The sequence below is a fragment of the Nocardia sp. NPDC051750 genome (assembly GCF_044453135.1).
Taxonomy (GTDB): Bacteria; Actinomycetota; Actinomycetes; order Mycobacteriales; family Mycobacteriaceae; genus Nocardia.
The window spans coordinates 588,381-603,906 of record NZ_JBITCK010000002.1 but is presented as its reverse complement, the minus strand read 5'-3'; the positions used below and the strand labels follow the sequence as shown (position 1 = coordinate 603,906).

General features: G+C 68.2%; 14 protein-coding genes. 2 read left to right on the top strand and 12 right to left on the bottom strand.

Features of this window, described 5'->3' with window-relative positions; translation table 11 throughout:
• Nucleotides 1-48: 48 nt before the first annotated feature.
• The 5 genes from ACIA75_RS10115 to ACIA75_RS10095 form a co-directional block, all read right to left on the bottom strand.
• Nucleotides 49-216 carry a hypothetical protein gene (locus ACIA75_RS10115; protein WP_397102091.1) on the bottom strand — a complete coding sequence of 56 codons (168 nt, stop codon included), beginning with the start codon at nucleotides 214-216 and terminating at the stop codon, nucleotides 49-51.
• A gap of 85 nt (nucleotides 217-301) precedes the next feature.
• Nucleotides 302-1,096: an alpha/beta hydrolase family protein gene (locus tag ACIA75_RS10110; protein WP_397102089.1), complete on the bottom strand. Its 795-nt coding sequence runs from the start codon at nucleotides 1,094-1,096 to the stop codon at nucleotides 302-304.
• Between the two features lie 394 nt (nucleotides 1,097-1,490).
• A complete protein-coding gene (locus tag ACIA75_RS10105; RefSeq protein WP_397102087.1) occupies nucleotides 1,491-1,994 on the bottom strand; it encodes a DM13 domain-containing protein in 504 nt (167 codons plus the stop codon).
• A gap of 56 nt (nucleotides 1,995-2,050) precedes the next feature.
• The gene (locus tag ACIA75_RS10100; RefSeq protein ID WP_397102085.1) at nucleotides 2,051-3,538 is read right to left on the bottom strand and encodes a hypothetical protein; all 1,488 of its coding nucleotides are present in this window, start codon (nucleotides 3,536-3,538) and stop codon (nucleotides 2,051-2,053) included.
• A complete protein-coding gene (locus ACIA75_RS10095) occupies nucleotides 3,531-5,255 on the bottom strand; it encodes an NAD(P)/FAD-dependent oxidoreductase (RefSeq protein WP_397102083.1) in 1,725 nt (574 codons plus the stop codon). Before ACIA75_RS10095 ends, ACIA75_RS10100 begins: the two co-directional genes overlap by 8 nt.
• Before the next feature lie 280 nt (nucleotides 5,256-5,535).
• Between ACIA75_RS10095 and ACIA75_RS10090 the strand changes: the two genes are divergently transcribed.
• The gene (locus tag ACIA75_RS10090; RefSeq protein ID WP_397102081.1) at nucleotides 5,536-6,753 is read left to right on the top strand and encodes a molybdopterin-dependent oxidoreductase; all 1,218 of its coding nucleotides are present in this window, start codon (nucleotides 5,536-5,538) and stop codon (nucleotides 6,751-6,753) included.
• Nucleotides 6,750-7,160, top strand: coding sequence for a hypothetical protein (locus tag ACIA75_RS10085; protein WP_397102079.1), 411 nt, complete (start codon nucleotides 6,750-6,752; stop codon nucleotides 7,158-7,160). The genes ACIA75_RS10090 and ACIA75_RS10085 overlap by 4 nt, the downstream gene beginning before the upstream one ends.
• Nucleotides 7,161-7,216: 56 nt before the next feature.
• Here ACIA75_RS10085 and ACIA75_RS10080 read toward each other — a convergent pair whose 3' ends face one another.
• From ACIA75_RS10080 to ACIA75_RS10050, 7 genes are all read right to left on the bottom strand, one after another.
• The gene (locus tag ACIA75_RS10080; protein WP_397102077.1) at nucleotides 7,217-8,923 is read right to left on the bottom strand and encodes a hypothetical protein; all 1,707 of its coding nucleotides are present in this window, start codon (nucleotides 8,921-8,923) and stop codon (nucleotides 7,217-7,219) included.
• A 135-nt stretch (nucleotides 8,924-9,058) separates the two neighbouring features.
• The gene (locus ACIA75_RS10075) at nucleotides 9,059-10,600 is read right to left on the bottom strand and encodes an MFS transporter (RefSeq protein ID WP_397102075.1); all 1,542 of its coding nucleotides are present in this window, start codon (nucleotides 10,598-10,600) and stop codon (nucleotides 9,059-9,061) included.
• 75 nt (nucleotides 10,601-10,675) lie between these two features.
• On the bottom strand, nucleotides 10,676-11,683 hold the full coding sequence (locus ACIA75_RS10070) for an RNA polymerase subunit sigma-70 (RefSeq protein ID WP_397102073.1): 1,008 nt from the start codon (nucleotides 11,681-11,683) through the stop codon (nucleotides 10,676-10,678).
• Nucleotides 11,684-11,802: 119 nt separating this feature from the next.
• Nucleotides 11,803-12,438: a flavin reductase family protein gene (locus tag ACIA75_RS10065; protein WP_397102071.1), complete on the bottom strand. Its 636-nt coding sequence runs from the start codon at nucleotides 12,436-12,438 to the stop codon at nucleotides 11,803-11,805.
• 26 nt (nucleotides 12,439-12,464) lie between these two features.
• Complete coding sequence (locus ACIA75_RS10060) at nucleotides 12,465-13,265, bottom strand: ABC transporter ATP-binding protein (protein ID WP_397102069.1); 801 nt, start codon at nucleotides 13,263-13,265, stop codon at nucleotides 12,465-12,467.
• The gene (locus tag ACIA75_RS10055; RefSeq protein WP_397102067.1) at nucleotides 13,262-14,344 is read right to left on the bottom strand and encodes a FecCD family ABC transporter permease; all 1,083 of its coding nucleotides are present in this window, start codon (nucleotides 14,342-14,344) and stop codon (nucleotides 13,262-13,264) included. The genes ACIA75_RS10060 and ACIA75_RS10055 overlap by 4 nt, the downstream gene beginning before the upstream one ends.
• Nucleotides 14,341-15,390 carry a FecCD family ABC transporter permease gene (locus ACIA75_RS10050; RefSeq protein WP_397102065.1) on the bottom strand — a complete coding sequence of 350 codons (1,050 nt, stop codon included), beginning with the start codon at nucleotides 15,388-15,390 and terminating at the stop codon, nucleotides 14,341-14,343. Before ACIA75_RS10050 ends, ACIA75_RS10055 begins: the two co-directional genes overlap by 4 nt.
• Between the last annotated feature and the right edge of the window lie 136 nt (nucleotides 15,391-15,526).

The window sequence follows — 15,526 nt, the reverse complement described above, 5'->3', positions numbered from 1 at the left end:
CGGGCTCGGACGTTGCACAGGCAGGCGGCGGGACCACCGGGCACCGGGTCAGGCTGCCCCGGTCGCGGCCGGTTGGGCTATCCGCTCGAGTTCCGCCCGTCCGGCGTCGCTCACCGGGCAGGGCTGCAGAGTCGCGGGATCCACCCGGACCTGCGCCCGGCGGCCGGCGGCGTGCCGGACCGTGCCGTCGGCGGACCGGAACAGGCCGAACCACATCCCCAGGGATTCGGAACTGCACGAACCAGAGTTGTTCCCTGCGGCACAGTGGCGCCGAGCTGTTGTTTCCTCCGCTGTTCGTCATTCACTCCCGGTCGCCCGGCGGGGCGGACGGGCTGCCGGTGCCGATGTACCGCTCGGCCCACATCGCGAGGATCCGGGCGCAATACCTGGCGTCGCCGCGGTCGGTGAGCAGGTGATCGGCGTGGTCGAGGCAGACGAACGATTTCGGGTGTACGGCGGCGTCGTAGATGCGGCGAGCGTTGTCCACCCCGACGATGCTGTCCTGGGGTGAGTGCATGATCAGCAGAGCACGGCGTAGTCCCGCGATACGAGCCCCCTGGTTCTGCCGGCGCAGATCCTGGACGAATTCTCGCCGGATCCGGAAATCCTTGCCACCCAGCCGGATCGTCGATTCACCGGCCGTCTCGATCGTTTCCGCTTCGGCGCTGAACAGATGCTCGACGTGGCCCGGTTCGGCGGGTGCGCCGATCGTGGCGACAGCTCGAACCTCCGGAATCATCGCGGCGCTCGCCAGCACCGCGGCACCGCCGAGTGAATGCCCGATGAGGATGTCCGGTGGGCCCAGTGTTGCGCGGAGATGATCGGCAGCACACACGAGATCGCCGATACTGGTGCCGAACGTGGTATCGGCGAACTCTCCGTCGGATGCGCCGATCCCGGTGAAATCGAAACGCAGTACCGCGATCCGGTACTGGAGGAGTTCACGCGCGATACCGGCAGCGGCCGCGGAATTCCGCCCGCAGGTGAAGCAGTGCGCGAACAGCGCTACGGCCTTCGGCGTACCGTCGGGCAGATCGAGTTGACCGGCCAGCCGCGCACCCGTGGCGCCGTCGAAGAACACGCGTTCGCGGTTCATATCGTCGCGTCGGCCGGCGGAGTGGACCTGGAATGCATGAGGAACAGTGGCGGCGTCCCGCCCGATCGTTACACCCGTTTCGAATGAGATTCTGCGCCTGCGTAGTTCGAACAGATCGGCGGAGTTCGCCGACAATTCGCCGCAGTGTAACGCCCGGCGGTCCGGTGACCACTGTCGCTCATCGCAAGTCCGGGGTGGCCCCTCTCACCTCGCTCGTGCGATGCCGCCGGGCGGCAGGCCATCCGACCAGCGGCACGGTGGCTTTCACCGCCGGCCGGCGGCCGGGAACGCCGGGCGAGCTTTCCCCCATCAGCTCACCCGGCGTTCTCCTTTTCTGCACCGCCACAACACGCCTACCTTCCCGGTACGAAGCGGCGGGCTTACTGTGCTCGGGTCAGGTAGCGGTCAGCGCGGCGGCCCCGAACGACACGCTGAACCGCTCGCACCAGATCACCACTGTCGGGAAAGCGGCCGAATCTGTACCGGCCGGCACGGTGTAGTTCTGATTGCCCTCATTACCCTTGAGCGAGCCCAGATCCACGTGCCGTCCGTCGTCGAGATTGCTTCCGTCACCGGCGACCGGCTGGTCACTGAGCCAGACGTGCAATGCCGGGCCGTCGGAAGTCCGCAAGTCGGTGATCCGCACAATCGCAGTTCCGTCGGGCTGCTGCTGCAGTTCCACCGTGCCGGATGTCGAATGCTCGTGGGAGACGAACGAACCCGAGGCCAGCGACCGCAACTGCGAGCCACCCGGCGCGACCGCGACGGCCTCGTCGACGCGCTCTGTGGTGAACAGCCGCCAGGGCTGGAACAGGTAGAGCCCGGCCACCAGAGCCGCGACCGCGCCGACCGCGATGATCCAGAGGACAGGACGCCGAATACGCTCCGAAGTCGTCATGTTCTTTCCGTTCTGTCGATAGTTTCGAAAACTGCTGCTGTGCAGTCGCGTTTCGGTCACGCGACGAACACCGGGATCGAAGCCACGATGAATACGATCAGGCTCCACAGCGCCGGAGCTGTGCCCAGCACTTGCTCGTACCGGGCCAGCACGCGCTCCCGAGCTGCCCGGCTCCGCGTCAGATACCACGGGGCGACGCGCTGTTCCAGGCGTTGGTAGACGATGCCGAGCACCGCTCCGTAGGCGACGTGCCCCACCAATGACGGGAACGACGCGGCCAGGGCGGATGCGGACCAATCCGGGGCGGACCCGAGCAGCAGCGGCAGCAGGGTCAGATTGCCGAGCACCCACCACAGAAAGCCGTACGAAACGCCCCAGCCGACACCGGACGCGGCATCGAAACTGCGTCCCCGGAAGAAGACGGCGTACGTGATGCCGATGAACACCGAAATCACCAAGTGCACAAGGAGTCCGACGACCACCGACCCCGAGGCGACCAGTGCGGCCACCCGCGGCAGGAAGCCGACCGCGACCATCACCCCGGTGAAGACCACACCGCCCGCCAGCCCGGCGAGAACTCCGTGCAGCACCGGCACGATGCTGCCGCCCGCCAGGCGATCCGCCTGTGCCACCCGCACATCGTCGGACAGGGTGCGGCGCACGATTCCGTCGATCACACCGAGCACGGCCGCGGTCCCCGCGCCCAGCAGCAGATAACCGGGGAGCGTGGGCACCGCTTCGCGTGCCGCGGCGGCCGACCAGTCCAGCCCGGTGCCTTCCTGCAGCGAGGACAAGGTCAATCCCGCTGTCACCCACCACAGGAATCCGTAGACAACACCGCGAATCAGTGCGGGCCCGGTGCCCTCCCGTCGCACGCCGAACAGCAGCGCATACCCGGCGCCCGCGAAGGACCCGACCACCACGGACGCGTACCCCGCATCGCGCATCGACGGGAAAGCGAGCGCGAGCAGCGCGCCGGCGATCATCCCGGCGGCCACCGCCGACACCACGGTGCGAAACTCCACGGTGCCCCGCCGCGCACCGTTGATCCGCCGCGCGGTCACCGCGAACACCGCGGCGGTGACCGCGCCGTACAGCAGATGACCTACCAGACTCGGTAGCAGATCCTGGGCATCCGCGATCGTCCAGCGCACCGGATCGCCCAGCAGCAGCGGAAGGATCGTGAGCGGCCCCGCGAGCCACCACACGGCGCCATAGATCAGTCCCCAGAACAGCAGCTCGCCGGACTCGATCCGCTGGCGCGCCACGAGTATCCCGAAACCCGCACCGATCACGGCCGCGATCGCCAGGTGCACAATGAACCCGACAACCGGTGAGCCGGCCCGCACGATCGCGGCCACTGTGGGCAGGAAGCCGATCGACACCATCACCGCACCGAAGGCGAGCCCGCCGGCCAGCCCGGCGCCCGCGCCGACAGCCGCGGCTGTCAGGGGACGGTATCCCCGGTCCTGAAGCTCCAGCCCTGACGCGGCAGTGCGTTCGTCGTCGGTATCGGGGACGTGCACGGTGGTCGTGTCAGACATGTCGTTCCTTCTCCGAGGCCGGGACCGCGGTGGCACCCGACGAGGTGAGTGCGATATCCCGGGGGAAGGCCGAATCCAGCAGCCAGTCCGCGAGGACGCGCAGCCGCTTCTCCGCGCCGGGAAGTTTGCTCAAATAGACTGCCCGCCAGAGGATCCAGCCGAGCAGGCCGGAGACCTGCCGTCCGGCTACCAGGCCGGCGGCGCGGCGATGCCCGAGCGAGACGAGGACACCGAGCCCACCGAATCGGAACGGTTTCGGCGGGCGACCGGTAACGACTGCGGCCACATTGTCCGCCACCGCTTTTCCTTCGCGGATCGCGTGTTGCGCAGTCGGTGGATAGAACGAACCGGGCTGCCCGGGGTCCGGAATACGCGCGCAATCGCCGACCGCCCAGACTCCGTCCAGATCGGTGGCCCGCAGGCAGTCGTCGACGGCCAGGGGGCCGGTGCGGCCGTTGCCGATATTCTCGAGCAGCGGGTTGGGCCGGTTACCCGCGGTCCAGGCGAGAGTGCGGGTGGGGATCACCTCGCCGTCGGACAGGCATACGCTCGCCGCGGACGCGGCGGTGACCCGCACCCCCAGCCGGAACTCGATACCGCGGCGGCCCAGGGTCTGCTGTGCGTAATCGCCGAGTTCGGCGGGCAGCTCCGGAAGCAGCCGGTCGCCCGAGTGTGCGAGCACGAATCGGGGGCACAGATCGTGCAGGCGCGGATAGTGGTGGAGCACATCGTGCACGAGATCGAACAGTTCCGCGATCAGTTCGGTGCCCGCGAAGCCACCGCCGGCGACGACAAAGGTCAGTAGCCGATGCTGCTCGTCCGGATCGGGCTCCAGATCGGCCTGCTCCAGCGCCGCGAGCACATGGTTGCGCATCCGGTTGGCGTCGTCGATGGATTTCATCGCGATGGCATGCTCCGCGACGCCGGGCAGGTCGAAGAAGTGCGCCACCCCGCCGACAGCCAGGATCACCTCGTCGTAGGGCACACGCTGCCGCCCCTGTGCGCCGGCAGCGACGTACAGCACCCGGTCGGCGGTGTCGACGGACTCGACCCGGCCGTGCAGGAACGAGGCGTGCCGTAGGGCCGCGCGTACCGGGGCGCTGACATGCCGGCCCTCCAACGCGCTCGCGGCGACCTCGACGAGCAGCGGCGTGAACAGCAGGAAGTTCGACTGGCTCACGACCGTCACATCCGCCTTGAGGCCGCGGGCCAGCAGGGTGTCCAGCCGCTGCGCCGCCCCGATACCGCCGAATCCCCCGCCGACCACCACGATGTGTGGTCTGGGCTCGATGGATTCGGTCGCCTCGGACCGCCGCCGGAGCAGTCCGGACAACCCGTACAGCACGGTTCCCGCTGCAGCGCCGAGGAGCGCGGTCCGGATCAGGTCGTCGAAGGCGGGCGCCGCGTCGGCGAGTGCCCAGGTCGGCACTGTGCCCGCCAGCAACACCGACAGGGTCAACTGCCAGCCGATCCAGTCGAGCAATCCGGCCAGGACCCCGACTGCGAACGATGAGCCGAGGCTCTGCCGGTGGCCGCCCGTGAACGCTCCGAGAAGCACGCCGAACAGTGTCGCGTGCACCATCCAGGGCAGCCACTGCGAGGCAGGCGCCGCAGCCGACGCCGCTACGGCCACGCCCCCGGCCAGTCCGCTCAGTGCGCCCGCGAGCAGCCTGCTGGTGAGTGTGAGCCCGCCCTGCGCCGTCACCGTCGACGCCATCACGAAGGGTGGACCCGGTACGAGCAAAGATCGGTCGCGCGGCGATTCTGCGGGACCGCGGGACACGACCGAGAGGAGTCGGGGCACCTCCGGTGTGCGGTCGGGACGCGGCGCGATACTTCGAGGTAGATCATGTTTCGGTGGTTCCTTCGGTGATGCGGGCAGATCGGCTCGCCGCTCCCACGTAACGAATGGCGTGGGCCCGGGGTCGGTATAAGCGGTCGCTGAACCAGTGGTGCCGACCGGCCACCGCGTTACACCCACGAATGGAGCAGGCCTGATGAATGAGCACGACCGCGCCGCGCCCGTGCCCACGACAAAACCGCCGGCGGCGCATGAGGACAGTCCGCACGAATCCGAACTGCTGCTACCCGGGGTCGTGACCGAGAAGATCTCCCCCGCCCGGTCGGCCGCGGTAGCATCGCGGGTCGGGATCGTCCTCGGCATCGCCATCACGATCTGCTTTGTGACCGGGTTGATCAGCCATTGGGTCCAGCATCCGCCGCCGTGGTTCTGGTGGCCTGCCAATCCGGTCTGGCTCTACCGGCTCACTCAGGGCGCGCATGTGGTGTCCGGTGTGGTGGCGATCCCGTTACTGCTGGTGAAGCTGTGGTCGGTGTTTCCGCGCCTGTTCGCGCGACCGCTGATCGGGAGTCCGCTGCGGCTGCTCGAACGCGGATCCATCGCCGTACTGGTGGGCTCGATGATCTTCCAGCTGGTGACCGGCCTGTTCAATACGGCTCAGAACTACCCCTGGGAGTTCTTCTTCACCACCACCCACTACGCCATGTCCTACGTGGCGTTCGGGGCGCTCGCGGTGCACCTCGCGGTCAAGCTTCCGGTGGTGCGCGCCGCCCTGGCCCGGCCGGCCGCCGGCAGCGAATCACCGCCGGACGACGCCGGCGTGGCGTCTCGCCGCGGAGTCCTCGTCGCCGCCGGCGCCGCCGCCGTTGTCGCGGGGGTCGCGATCGCCGGCCAATCGGTACCGCTGCTACGCCGTGTTTCGGTTCTGGCGCCGCGAAGTGGTGAAGGGCCCCAAGGGCTTCCGGTGAACCGCACGGCGCATCAAGCCGGTGTTTCGGAGGAGGCCCGGGACGCGGAATATCGCCTCGAGGTCATCGTGGGCGACCTGAGACGCCAGTTCACGCGTGCCGAGTTGGCGGCTCTGCCACAGACCGAGGCCGAGGTACCGCTGGCGTGTGTGGAGGGCTGGAGCGTTTCGGCGCACTGGTCCGGGATCCGGCTGCGGGATCTGCTCGCCGCGGTGGGCGAATACCGCGGCGGCGATGTCGAATTCCGCTCCCTGGAGCAGAGCGGACTGTACAACCGATCGGTGCTGCCGCAATCCCATGTCGTCGATTCCTCGACCTTGGTCGCGCTACGACTCAACGGCGAGGAACTCGACCTCGACCACGGCTACCCCTGCCGGCTGATCGCGCCGACCCGGCCCGGTGTACTCCAGACCAAATGGCTCTCGGCGATCGAGGTGCGGGCATGACGGCCATACGAGTACTGCTCGGACTCAGCGGAATCTGGCTCGCCTGGTACGGCATCAGTCTGGTTTTCGAACTGGGTTCGGCCGGACTGATATCGCTGGCCGTGTGGTTCGCCGGCGGAATTCTGCTGCACGATGCGATCCTCGCGCCACTGTGCGCCGCCCTCGGCCTCGCCGCCCGGCGCGTCCTCCCCGAGAGCTGGTGGGCGCCGTTCACGGTGGGCGCCGTCTGCACCGCGACCTTGGTCGTACTCGCCGTCCCCGTACTGGGGCGGGAGGGCGCGAACCCGGCGAACGACACCGTTCTCGACCGGGACTTCGGCATGGGTCTGCTGGTAGCGGTCGGCGTGGTCTGGGCACTGGTCGCCCTCGATATCGCGCTGGCCCGGCGGTACCGCGCGCGCCACTGACCTCCATCGGTGGCGTCGGCTCCCGGATCGCGCGGCCGACGTCACCGCGAGGAACGTCAGCCCACGAGAGTTTGCCCCGGACGCAGCACCGGCCCACAGCCCACCGTCTGCATCTCCTCCACGAGAGGCGGTATGGACTTGCCCGCGTAGTCACGGAGTTGCCGGAGCTGGTGCGGGTCGCGCACAACGTCTTTGCGGACCCAGTCCTCGTCCGGCACAGCGGGGTCCGCGGATCGCTGCAGCACGTGGTAATCGCGTGCCATCCGGGCGTCGAAGGTGATGTTGTTCTCGAACCACGGTCCGTGCGAATGCAGGAAGGTGGGTTTCAGCTCCTCGAACACGTAGTCGCCGAAGGTGGTGTGGTCGTTGCCGGCGATGATGTCCGCCATCCGGGTATGGGTGAGCCCCGCCATATCGATCACCTGGAGACGCGATGTCAGCGCACTTCCGCCCATATCGGGGGTGAGCAAAGTGCCGTTCTGGAGGCCGAGAATGTCCGCGTAACCGTTGAACAGACGTCCGAACCGGAGCGCGATCCAGCACACGGGCACATCCTCATCGGCGCTGTACGATTCGGATGCTCGCGCGAACGCACAGCCGGACGGGATCAAGGCACCGATCAGGACGAGCACGACCAGTGCCCGGCCCCGACTACACAGCGTCGCTGCCAGCTGCGCGGCGGAAAGCACCAGAACGACCGCACCGACCGCCCACACCGGGGTGGCGAACCGAAATTGCGCCATCCAATCCGGTTCCAGCACGCAATAGGCGATCACCGCCGATGCCAGCGGTACCAGCAGCGCGACAGCACCGTCCCGCCACTTGGTCGCCGGCCACAACGCCCACCCGACCACCACGAGCGCCGCGATCACCGCGGGTATGCCCGCGTACCGCACCAGCTCTCCCGCCCTGGCCAGGTCGTACACGGTCGGCGGCGACTGATGTTTGGCGACCGCGGTATTCGGAACAAGCCGGCCGAACTCGATGATCCGCCACAGCAGATAGGTCCCGAAGGGAATCGCGAACGCGAGTCCTGAATACACTGCGCACCGCAGCGCAACGGGCAACGTCGCGCGCCGCACCAGAATCATCGAAACCACCGGATATGCGGCCAGGTAGATCAGGCCGTCGGGGCGAGTCAACGCGGCGAATGCCGCCAGCACACCGGCGGTCACCGCAACCGCCGGCGTCCACAATCGCCCGTCCAGCACCGCAAGGAACAACTGGACAGCCAGAACGCACACCACCAAGGCGTACAACGCGTTCTCCAGGCCGGAAAAGCTCCAGATCACAAAGGAGGGGATCGCGGCCAGTACAGCGCCTGTCGCGAAGGTCGCCAGTGCGGGCCACCGGGATACCCGTCGTGCGGCGGCGTAGCACGCGACGAGGATCCCCATACAGCAGATCAGTGCGATCGCCTTCGGATAGAGGACATAGTCGGGGATGCCGAACAGGGAACCCCGGTCGAAAAGCCCGCACCACTTGCCCACCATCAGCACGAAAAGCCAGGTCGGATCGGAGAACCCTTCCACCGGCTCCACACCCGGCTGCAGCACGGGCCCCAGTCCCGCGGCGGCACTGCGCGCGTACGCGAAGGTGATGCCCGCATCGTCGACTATCCAATGGCCGTATTCGGCCGCTCGCCACCCCAGTAGCACCGCACCGCCCAGCACCGCCGCCACCGGAGCCGGCCAGGCCCGCCCACGGCGCCGCGGCGCCTCCTCCGAAACCTCGACCACAGCCGGCAGACTCGCCGTCAGCACTACAAAATCCTCCACCCGATCGTGCTCGCGGCCATCACTGAGCCGACACACCGCACGTTCGGCCACCCTGCCGACTCCCGCAGCAGAATGCAAACGGGGCAGAGAAGTCCCATGTGCCGCATGGCTTCCGCGGCGTCATTCGCCGAGCGGCACCGGTCCGCCCGCCATCGTTCCCGGCAGCGGGCCGCGACGTTCCGCCGGGACGGCCGCCTTGGGCGGGGCGAAGGCGGCCGCGATCAATCCGAGAAGTGGCACCGCGGCCGCGGTCCACATGGCCGGTTCGAACCCGGCGATGAAGTCGGCGGGAGAGGCGTATCCGCCGTACCGGGCGAACACCGCGGCCAGGATCGCGATTCCGAAGACACCACCCAGCTCACGGAACGCGGTATTGGTGCCGGCGGCGACACCCGTATCGTCGACGGGGACCGCGGCGGTAGCAGCGCTCGCGGTCGTGGCGAAGATCATCCCGATACCCGCACCCGCCACGATGAGCGGTACGACGAGAGCGGAGTAGGCCACCCCGGTTTCGACTACGGCGGCGAGCCAGCCCAACCCGGCCGCCTGCAAGATCAGCCCGCCGACCATGAAGGGTCGCGTACCGATTCGTTCGGCCAGCGCACCCGCGATCGGTGCCACGATCATCGGCATGCCGGTCCAGACGAGGATGCGGAGCCCGGCCTCGAGCGGGGTGTTTCCCAGCCCGACCTGGAACAGCTGGGTGATCATGAACAGGGCGCCGAGCAGGGACAGGAATTGGAAGAAGATCACACCGTTTGCTGCCGAAAACCCACGCAGGGCAAAGTATTCCAGGGGTAACATCGGATACCTCGCCCGTCGTTCCCAGGCCAGGAACGCGATGACGAACAGAACCCCGGCCGCCGCGGTGAGGACCACCTCGGCACTGCCCCATCCGACCGCGGGCGCCCGCACCGGGGCCCAGGTCAATGCGCACAAACCGATTCCGGCGAGTACCAGTCCGATGATGTCGAGGTGGGGGCGCGGCCCGTAGCTCTGCCGCAGCCACCACGCGGACAGCGGAATCATGGCGAGTCCGACAGGGACGTTGATCCAGAAGATCCATTGCCAGGACACACCTTCGGTGATGGCACCTCCCAGTACCGGACCGGCGGCCACACCGAGCCCGGTGATCCCGCCCCAGATGCCGATCGCCACACCACGTTTGGCCAACGGAAAAGCATCACTGATGAGCGTCAGCGTCAGCGGTAACACCACCGCCGCCCCGGCACCCTGGACGGTACGTGCGACGATCAGCGCCTCGGTGCTCGCCGCGAGCGCACACGCCACGGACGCCGCGGTGAACACACCCAGGCCGGCGATATACATCGTTCGGCGGCCGAAACGGTCTCCCATCGCGGACCCGGTCAACATCAAGCAGGCGAACGCCAGGTTATAGGCGTTGATGGTCCACTCGAGATCCGACAGCTGAGCGCCCAGCTCCGATTGAAGAGTAGGGAGTGCCGTGGCAACCACCACGACATCGAGGGAACAGAGGAAGGCTCCGAGACCGGCCAGCGCGAGAGTCCACCGCCTGCGGGCGACGTCCGACGATGCCTCGGCAGCAGTGGACTGCTCGCCCTCCGGTTCGCGTTCACCGTGGACCCGGGTTTCCGGCCCTTGCCGGGCCGGTCTCATATCGCGCGATTTGATTTGCTTCACGATGTGATGACCAGCAGAGCACCGGAAAGGAATCGGCCGAGTATGCCGAACCGATGCGCACCGGTGACCGGCGAACTATCCGACCTGCAGGTCCGCCCGCGGCACACCGAGCGGTGCCGCGTGGACTCCGGGCAGTCCGAACCGCTGGAACAGGCCCGGCTCCAGGAACGCCACAATACGCGAAACGGCACCCTCCACCACGCCGAGTACGTGGATCGCGTGGGCGCGATACACACCGTCCGCGCCACGGCGATACGCGGCCGCGGCCGGTTGACCGTTCGCCGCTGTGGCCACCATCCGCAGCCGGCCGGAACCGTCCAGGATATGTGCTCCCACGAACCGCGTGACCGGGCCGCGGCCGCGGAACCAGGCCGCGAACGGCGGCATCTCCAGAGCGATGTCGGTATGCAGCACCCGCACCAAGGCAGACATGTCGTTGTCCTCGAATGCCTCCATATACCGAGACAGCAATGCCCGCACATCCGGCTCTGCCGGTTCGGTCAGCTCCTGCTCTTCCGGTGCCACTCGTTCGAGCTGTGCGCGCGCCCTTTGCAGGGCACTCTTGACCGCGGCGGTCGAGCAATCCAGCAGATCCGCTACGTCCGCCGCCGGCCATCCGAGCACATCCCGCAATATCAATACCGCTCGCTGCCTGGCCGGTAGCAGTTGCAGGGCGGCGATCAGAGCCAGCCGCATGCCGTCGCGAGCGATAACGATCGCCGCCGGATCACGCGACACCGTCGCAACAGCCGTGTCGGGGATCGGCTGGAGCCACCGTATCTCCCCCGGCGCTCGGTCGAAGGGTCCGGCGAATTCTCCGGACGGACCGCCCAGCCCCGAGGGCAACGGTCGCCGGCTCCGCTTGTCGAGCGCGGTCAGACACGAGTTCGTAGCGATCCGGTACAACCAGGTACGCAACGACGACCGGCCCTCGAACGTGGAGTACGAGCGCCAGGCCCGCAGGTAGGTCTCCTGCACCAGGTCCTCCGCCTCGTCCACCGATCCGACCATGCGGTAGCAGTAGGCGATCAGTTCCCGCCGGTACGGATCCGATAGCCGAGCAAACTCTCCACTGTCCGACATCACCACTCCTCGCATCAGGTCACACCTTGCCCACTGATACAGACCTGATTGCCGGCCCGAAAGCATCGCCGATCCGGCAACGATTTCGTAGACATCGCATATTTCACGCGCCGGAGCGGTCAGTCCTCGCGGTGGAAGTGGCCCGGCCATTTCGCGTAGGGGATGCGGCCGATCTCGAGCACCTCACCGATCGTCGACCACTCGTTGCGGCCCAGCCGGGCGAGCGGCCGCAGCCGCTCGATCGCGGGCAGGCTGTTACCGCGGGCGTCGGTCCGCAGCACGCCGGTATCGATCGCCGCGTGCCGGACCCGGCCGATCACCACGGTCGAATCGCCCAGCTCGAGCGTCTGCTCGAGCCCGCACTCCAGCGCGACCGGCGATTCCGCGACGCGCGGCGGCGCAACCGTGACACTGGGCTCCGGGGTGAGCCCGACCTCGGTGAACTCCGACAGCCCGGCGGGGAAATCCGTACCCGTGGCATTGACCCGCTCGAACATCGACTCGGTGGCCAGGCAGACAACGAACTCACCGGTCTCGAGCACGTTGCGCAGCGAATCCTTCCGGCCCACCGAGGTGAACTGCACCATCGGCGGCGCCACACACGAGACCGTGAAGAAGGAGTGCGGCGCCAGATTGTCGACGCCCGCGGCGGACCGGGTCGAGACCCACGCAATCGGCCGGGGCACGACCACACTGGTCAGGATCTTGTAGAAGCCACCGTGTCCCATCTCGTCGGGATCGATATCGGTTCGCATACAGCACCGTCCTCCTGATCTTCCCGTCACACCGATCCCAGCGGAATGACGTGCGGGCGGCCGTGGGTGGGCTCGGTGATCACCTGGGCGGCGAGCCCGAACACGTCCTGCAGCACTTCCGGGCGCACTACGCGCTCGGGTGCGCCCTGGGTCACGATGGCGCCGTTCTTCATCGCGACGAGATGGTCGCTGTATCGAGCGGCCAGTGAGATGTCGTGCAGCACCATCACCACGGTCCTGTCGTGTTCGCGGTTCATCCGCACGATCAGTTCCAGCAGTTCCACCTGATGCGCCAGGTCCAGATAGGTCGTCGGCTCGTCCAGCAGCATGATGCCGGTTTCCTGGGCGAGCGTCATGGATATCCACGCCCGTTGGCGTTGCCCGCCGGAGAGTTCCTCGAGTCTGGTGCCGGCCAGGTCGAGGATGCCGGTGCTGTCCAGGGCGTGGCGGAGCGACTTCTCGTCGAGTACGGAAAACTGCTCGTACCACCGCTGCCGCGGATGGCGCCCGCGTGAGACCAGATCGGCGACGGTGAGACCGGGCGGCGCGGCAGGTGATTGGGGCAGGATGCTGATTCGCCGGGCGACCTGGCGGGTGGGTTGGCTGCCGATGGGCTTGCCGTCGAGCAGTACCCGGCCGGACCGGGGAGCGATCAACCGGCCGAGGCCGCGCAGCAAGGTCGACTTTCCGCAGCCGTTGGGCCCGATGATCGAGGTCACCGAACCCGTCGGGACGTCGAACGTCATATCGGTGACGATATCGGCGCCACCGTAGCCGAGGGTGAGGTTCTCCGCGCGTAGGACGGACGCCGTGGCCGGACGACTCACGTCAGCCTCCTCTGGTTCCGCAGGATGAGGAATATGAGATACGGCCCGCCCAGCACCGCGGTGGCCACACCGACCGGCAGCGAGACCGCCAGCGCGTTCGCGGCGACGGTATCGGCGACCAGCACGAACACCATGCCCACCAGCCCGGACAGGAGAATCGGCGGGACAGCCGATCCGGTGAGCAACCGCGCGATCTGCGGGCTCGCCAGGGCGACGAAGACGAGCGGGCCGGCGACGACGACACCGGTGGAAGCCAGCAGCGTCGCGAGGATCAGCGCGTACAGCCGCAGGCGGCCGAGCCGGACGCCGAGTCCGATCGCCACATCGTCGTCCATGGTGAGCAGCACCAGCCGCTGTCCCAGCACGAGCACGCCCGCCAGCAGCACCAGCGCCAGCAGGCCCATGGGCTCCACCAGCGGCCAATCCTTACCGTTGAGCGAACCGGACATCCAGGTCAGCGCCTGGGCCGCGCTGGTGACGTCGCCGAGTGTCAGCAGCCAGGTCGTCAAGCTCACGGCGAGCCCGTTGAGACCGAGGCCGACGAGCACCAGGCGGTAACTGTCGAGAGTCCCGGACCAGGCCAGGAGATACACCAGTACCCCGGCCAGCACCCCGCCGGCGAACGCGGCGACCGGCAGACCGACCTGACCGGCGAAACCGCTCAATCCGGCCGCGCCACCACCGGCCAGCACCAGCACGGAGACGGCGCCGAGCGACGCGCCGGCCGTCACCCCCAGGATGTCGGGGCTGGCGAGCGGGTTGCGCGCGACGGTCTGAGTGATCGCCCCCGCCATGGCCAGACAACCGCCCGCGACAACGGCCCCGACGGTGCGGGGTGCCCGGAATTCCGTCACCGCGAGGTGAACCCGGGTATTCGAGTCGTCGCCGAGCAGGGCCCGGACCACCGCGTCGAGCGGGAGCGCGGAACCGCCGTTCGCCACATGTATCGCCGCGGCCACCAGGACCAGCAGGAACAGCGAAACGCCCACCGTCAGCGCGCGCGGCGCGATCCGCACCGAGACCGGCCCCCACCGCACAACACGGGTGGGAGCGAGCAGGTTTCCGGCCGGGCCGCTCATACGGTCACCAGCCGGCGGCGGCGGGCCAGAAACACGAAGAACGGTGCTCCGAGCACCGCGAGCACCACGCCGACCGACAACTCCCCCGGCCGGGCGATGACCCGGCCCGCGGTATCGGCGACGAGGACCAGGAAGATTCCGAACGCGGCCGCCGCGGGAACCGAACGACGGTAATCGGCACCGACCAGCGCCCTGGCGATATGGGGTACCAGCAGCCCCGCGAAAGCGATCGGGCCGGCCATGGTGACGGCCGACCCGGCGAGCAGGGTGATCGCGGCGATGCCGGTACACCGGGCGACGGGGATCGAGGTCCCGAGTGACCGCGCCGTATCCTCCCCGAGCGCCAGCGTATTCAGCGCGCCGATATTCAGCACGGCCAGCACCAGCCCGGCGACGACGAACGGCCACATCGCCTCGATCGTGTGCGGGCGCGCCGCCAGTGAACCGACCTGCCAGAAGCGCAGCGTGTCCAAGGACGCGCTGTCCAGCAGCGCCAGGCCGGTGACGAGGCCACCACAGAGTGCGGCGACAGCCGCACCGGACAGCACCAGGGTCACCGGCGTCGCCCCGTGCCGGGCGGCGGTACCGACGGCGAACACCACCACACCGGCCGTCAGGGCGCCGGCGAAGGCCGCACCGGCTTGGGCATGAATCGGCAGCCCACCGAACAGGAAGGTCGCGGCAACGATCGCGAGCGCCGCACCTTGATTGATGCCGAGCAGACCGGGCTCGGCGACCGCGTTACGCGTATGCCCCTGGGTCAGGATTCCGGCCACACCCAGGCACGCTCCCGCAGCGATCCCGACGAGGGTGCGGGGCCAGCGGAGTTCGCGGATCGTCACATCCATATCGGTCCCGGTGGGCGCGACGATCGCATGCCACGCCTCGGCCAACGTCGAAGGGCTGCTCCCGACACAGATGCTCACCAGAATCGCCACCACCACGGCGGCGACCGGCACTACAACCATGACCAGCGGGGAACGGAGGGCGGTGAGCGGAGAGGCGATCGAGGGAGCCGGCGGATCGGAGGTGGTGTCGTTCAGCACCGGTTCACCCGCGGCCGCGGTGTCGCCATCTCGGTACTCCTTGCTAAGGTCTGCCCTACGTTGGGCAGCCTATCCTCATTCGGATACTTCGTCACCGCCCGGCCCGGAGGAAAGGTCACCTCATGCGAGGCACGTC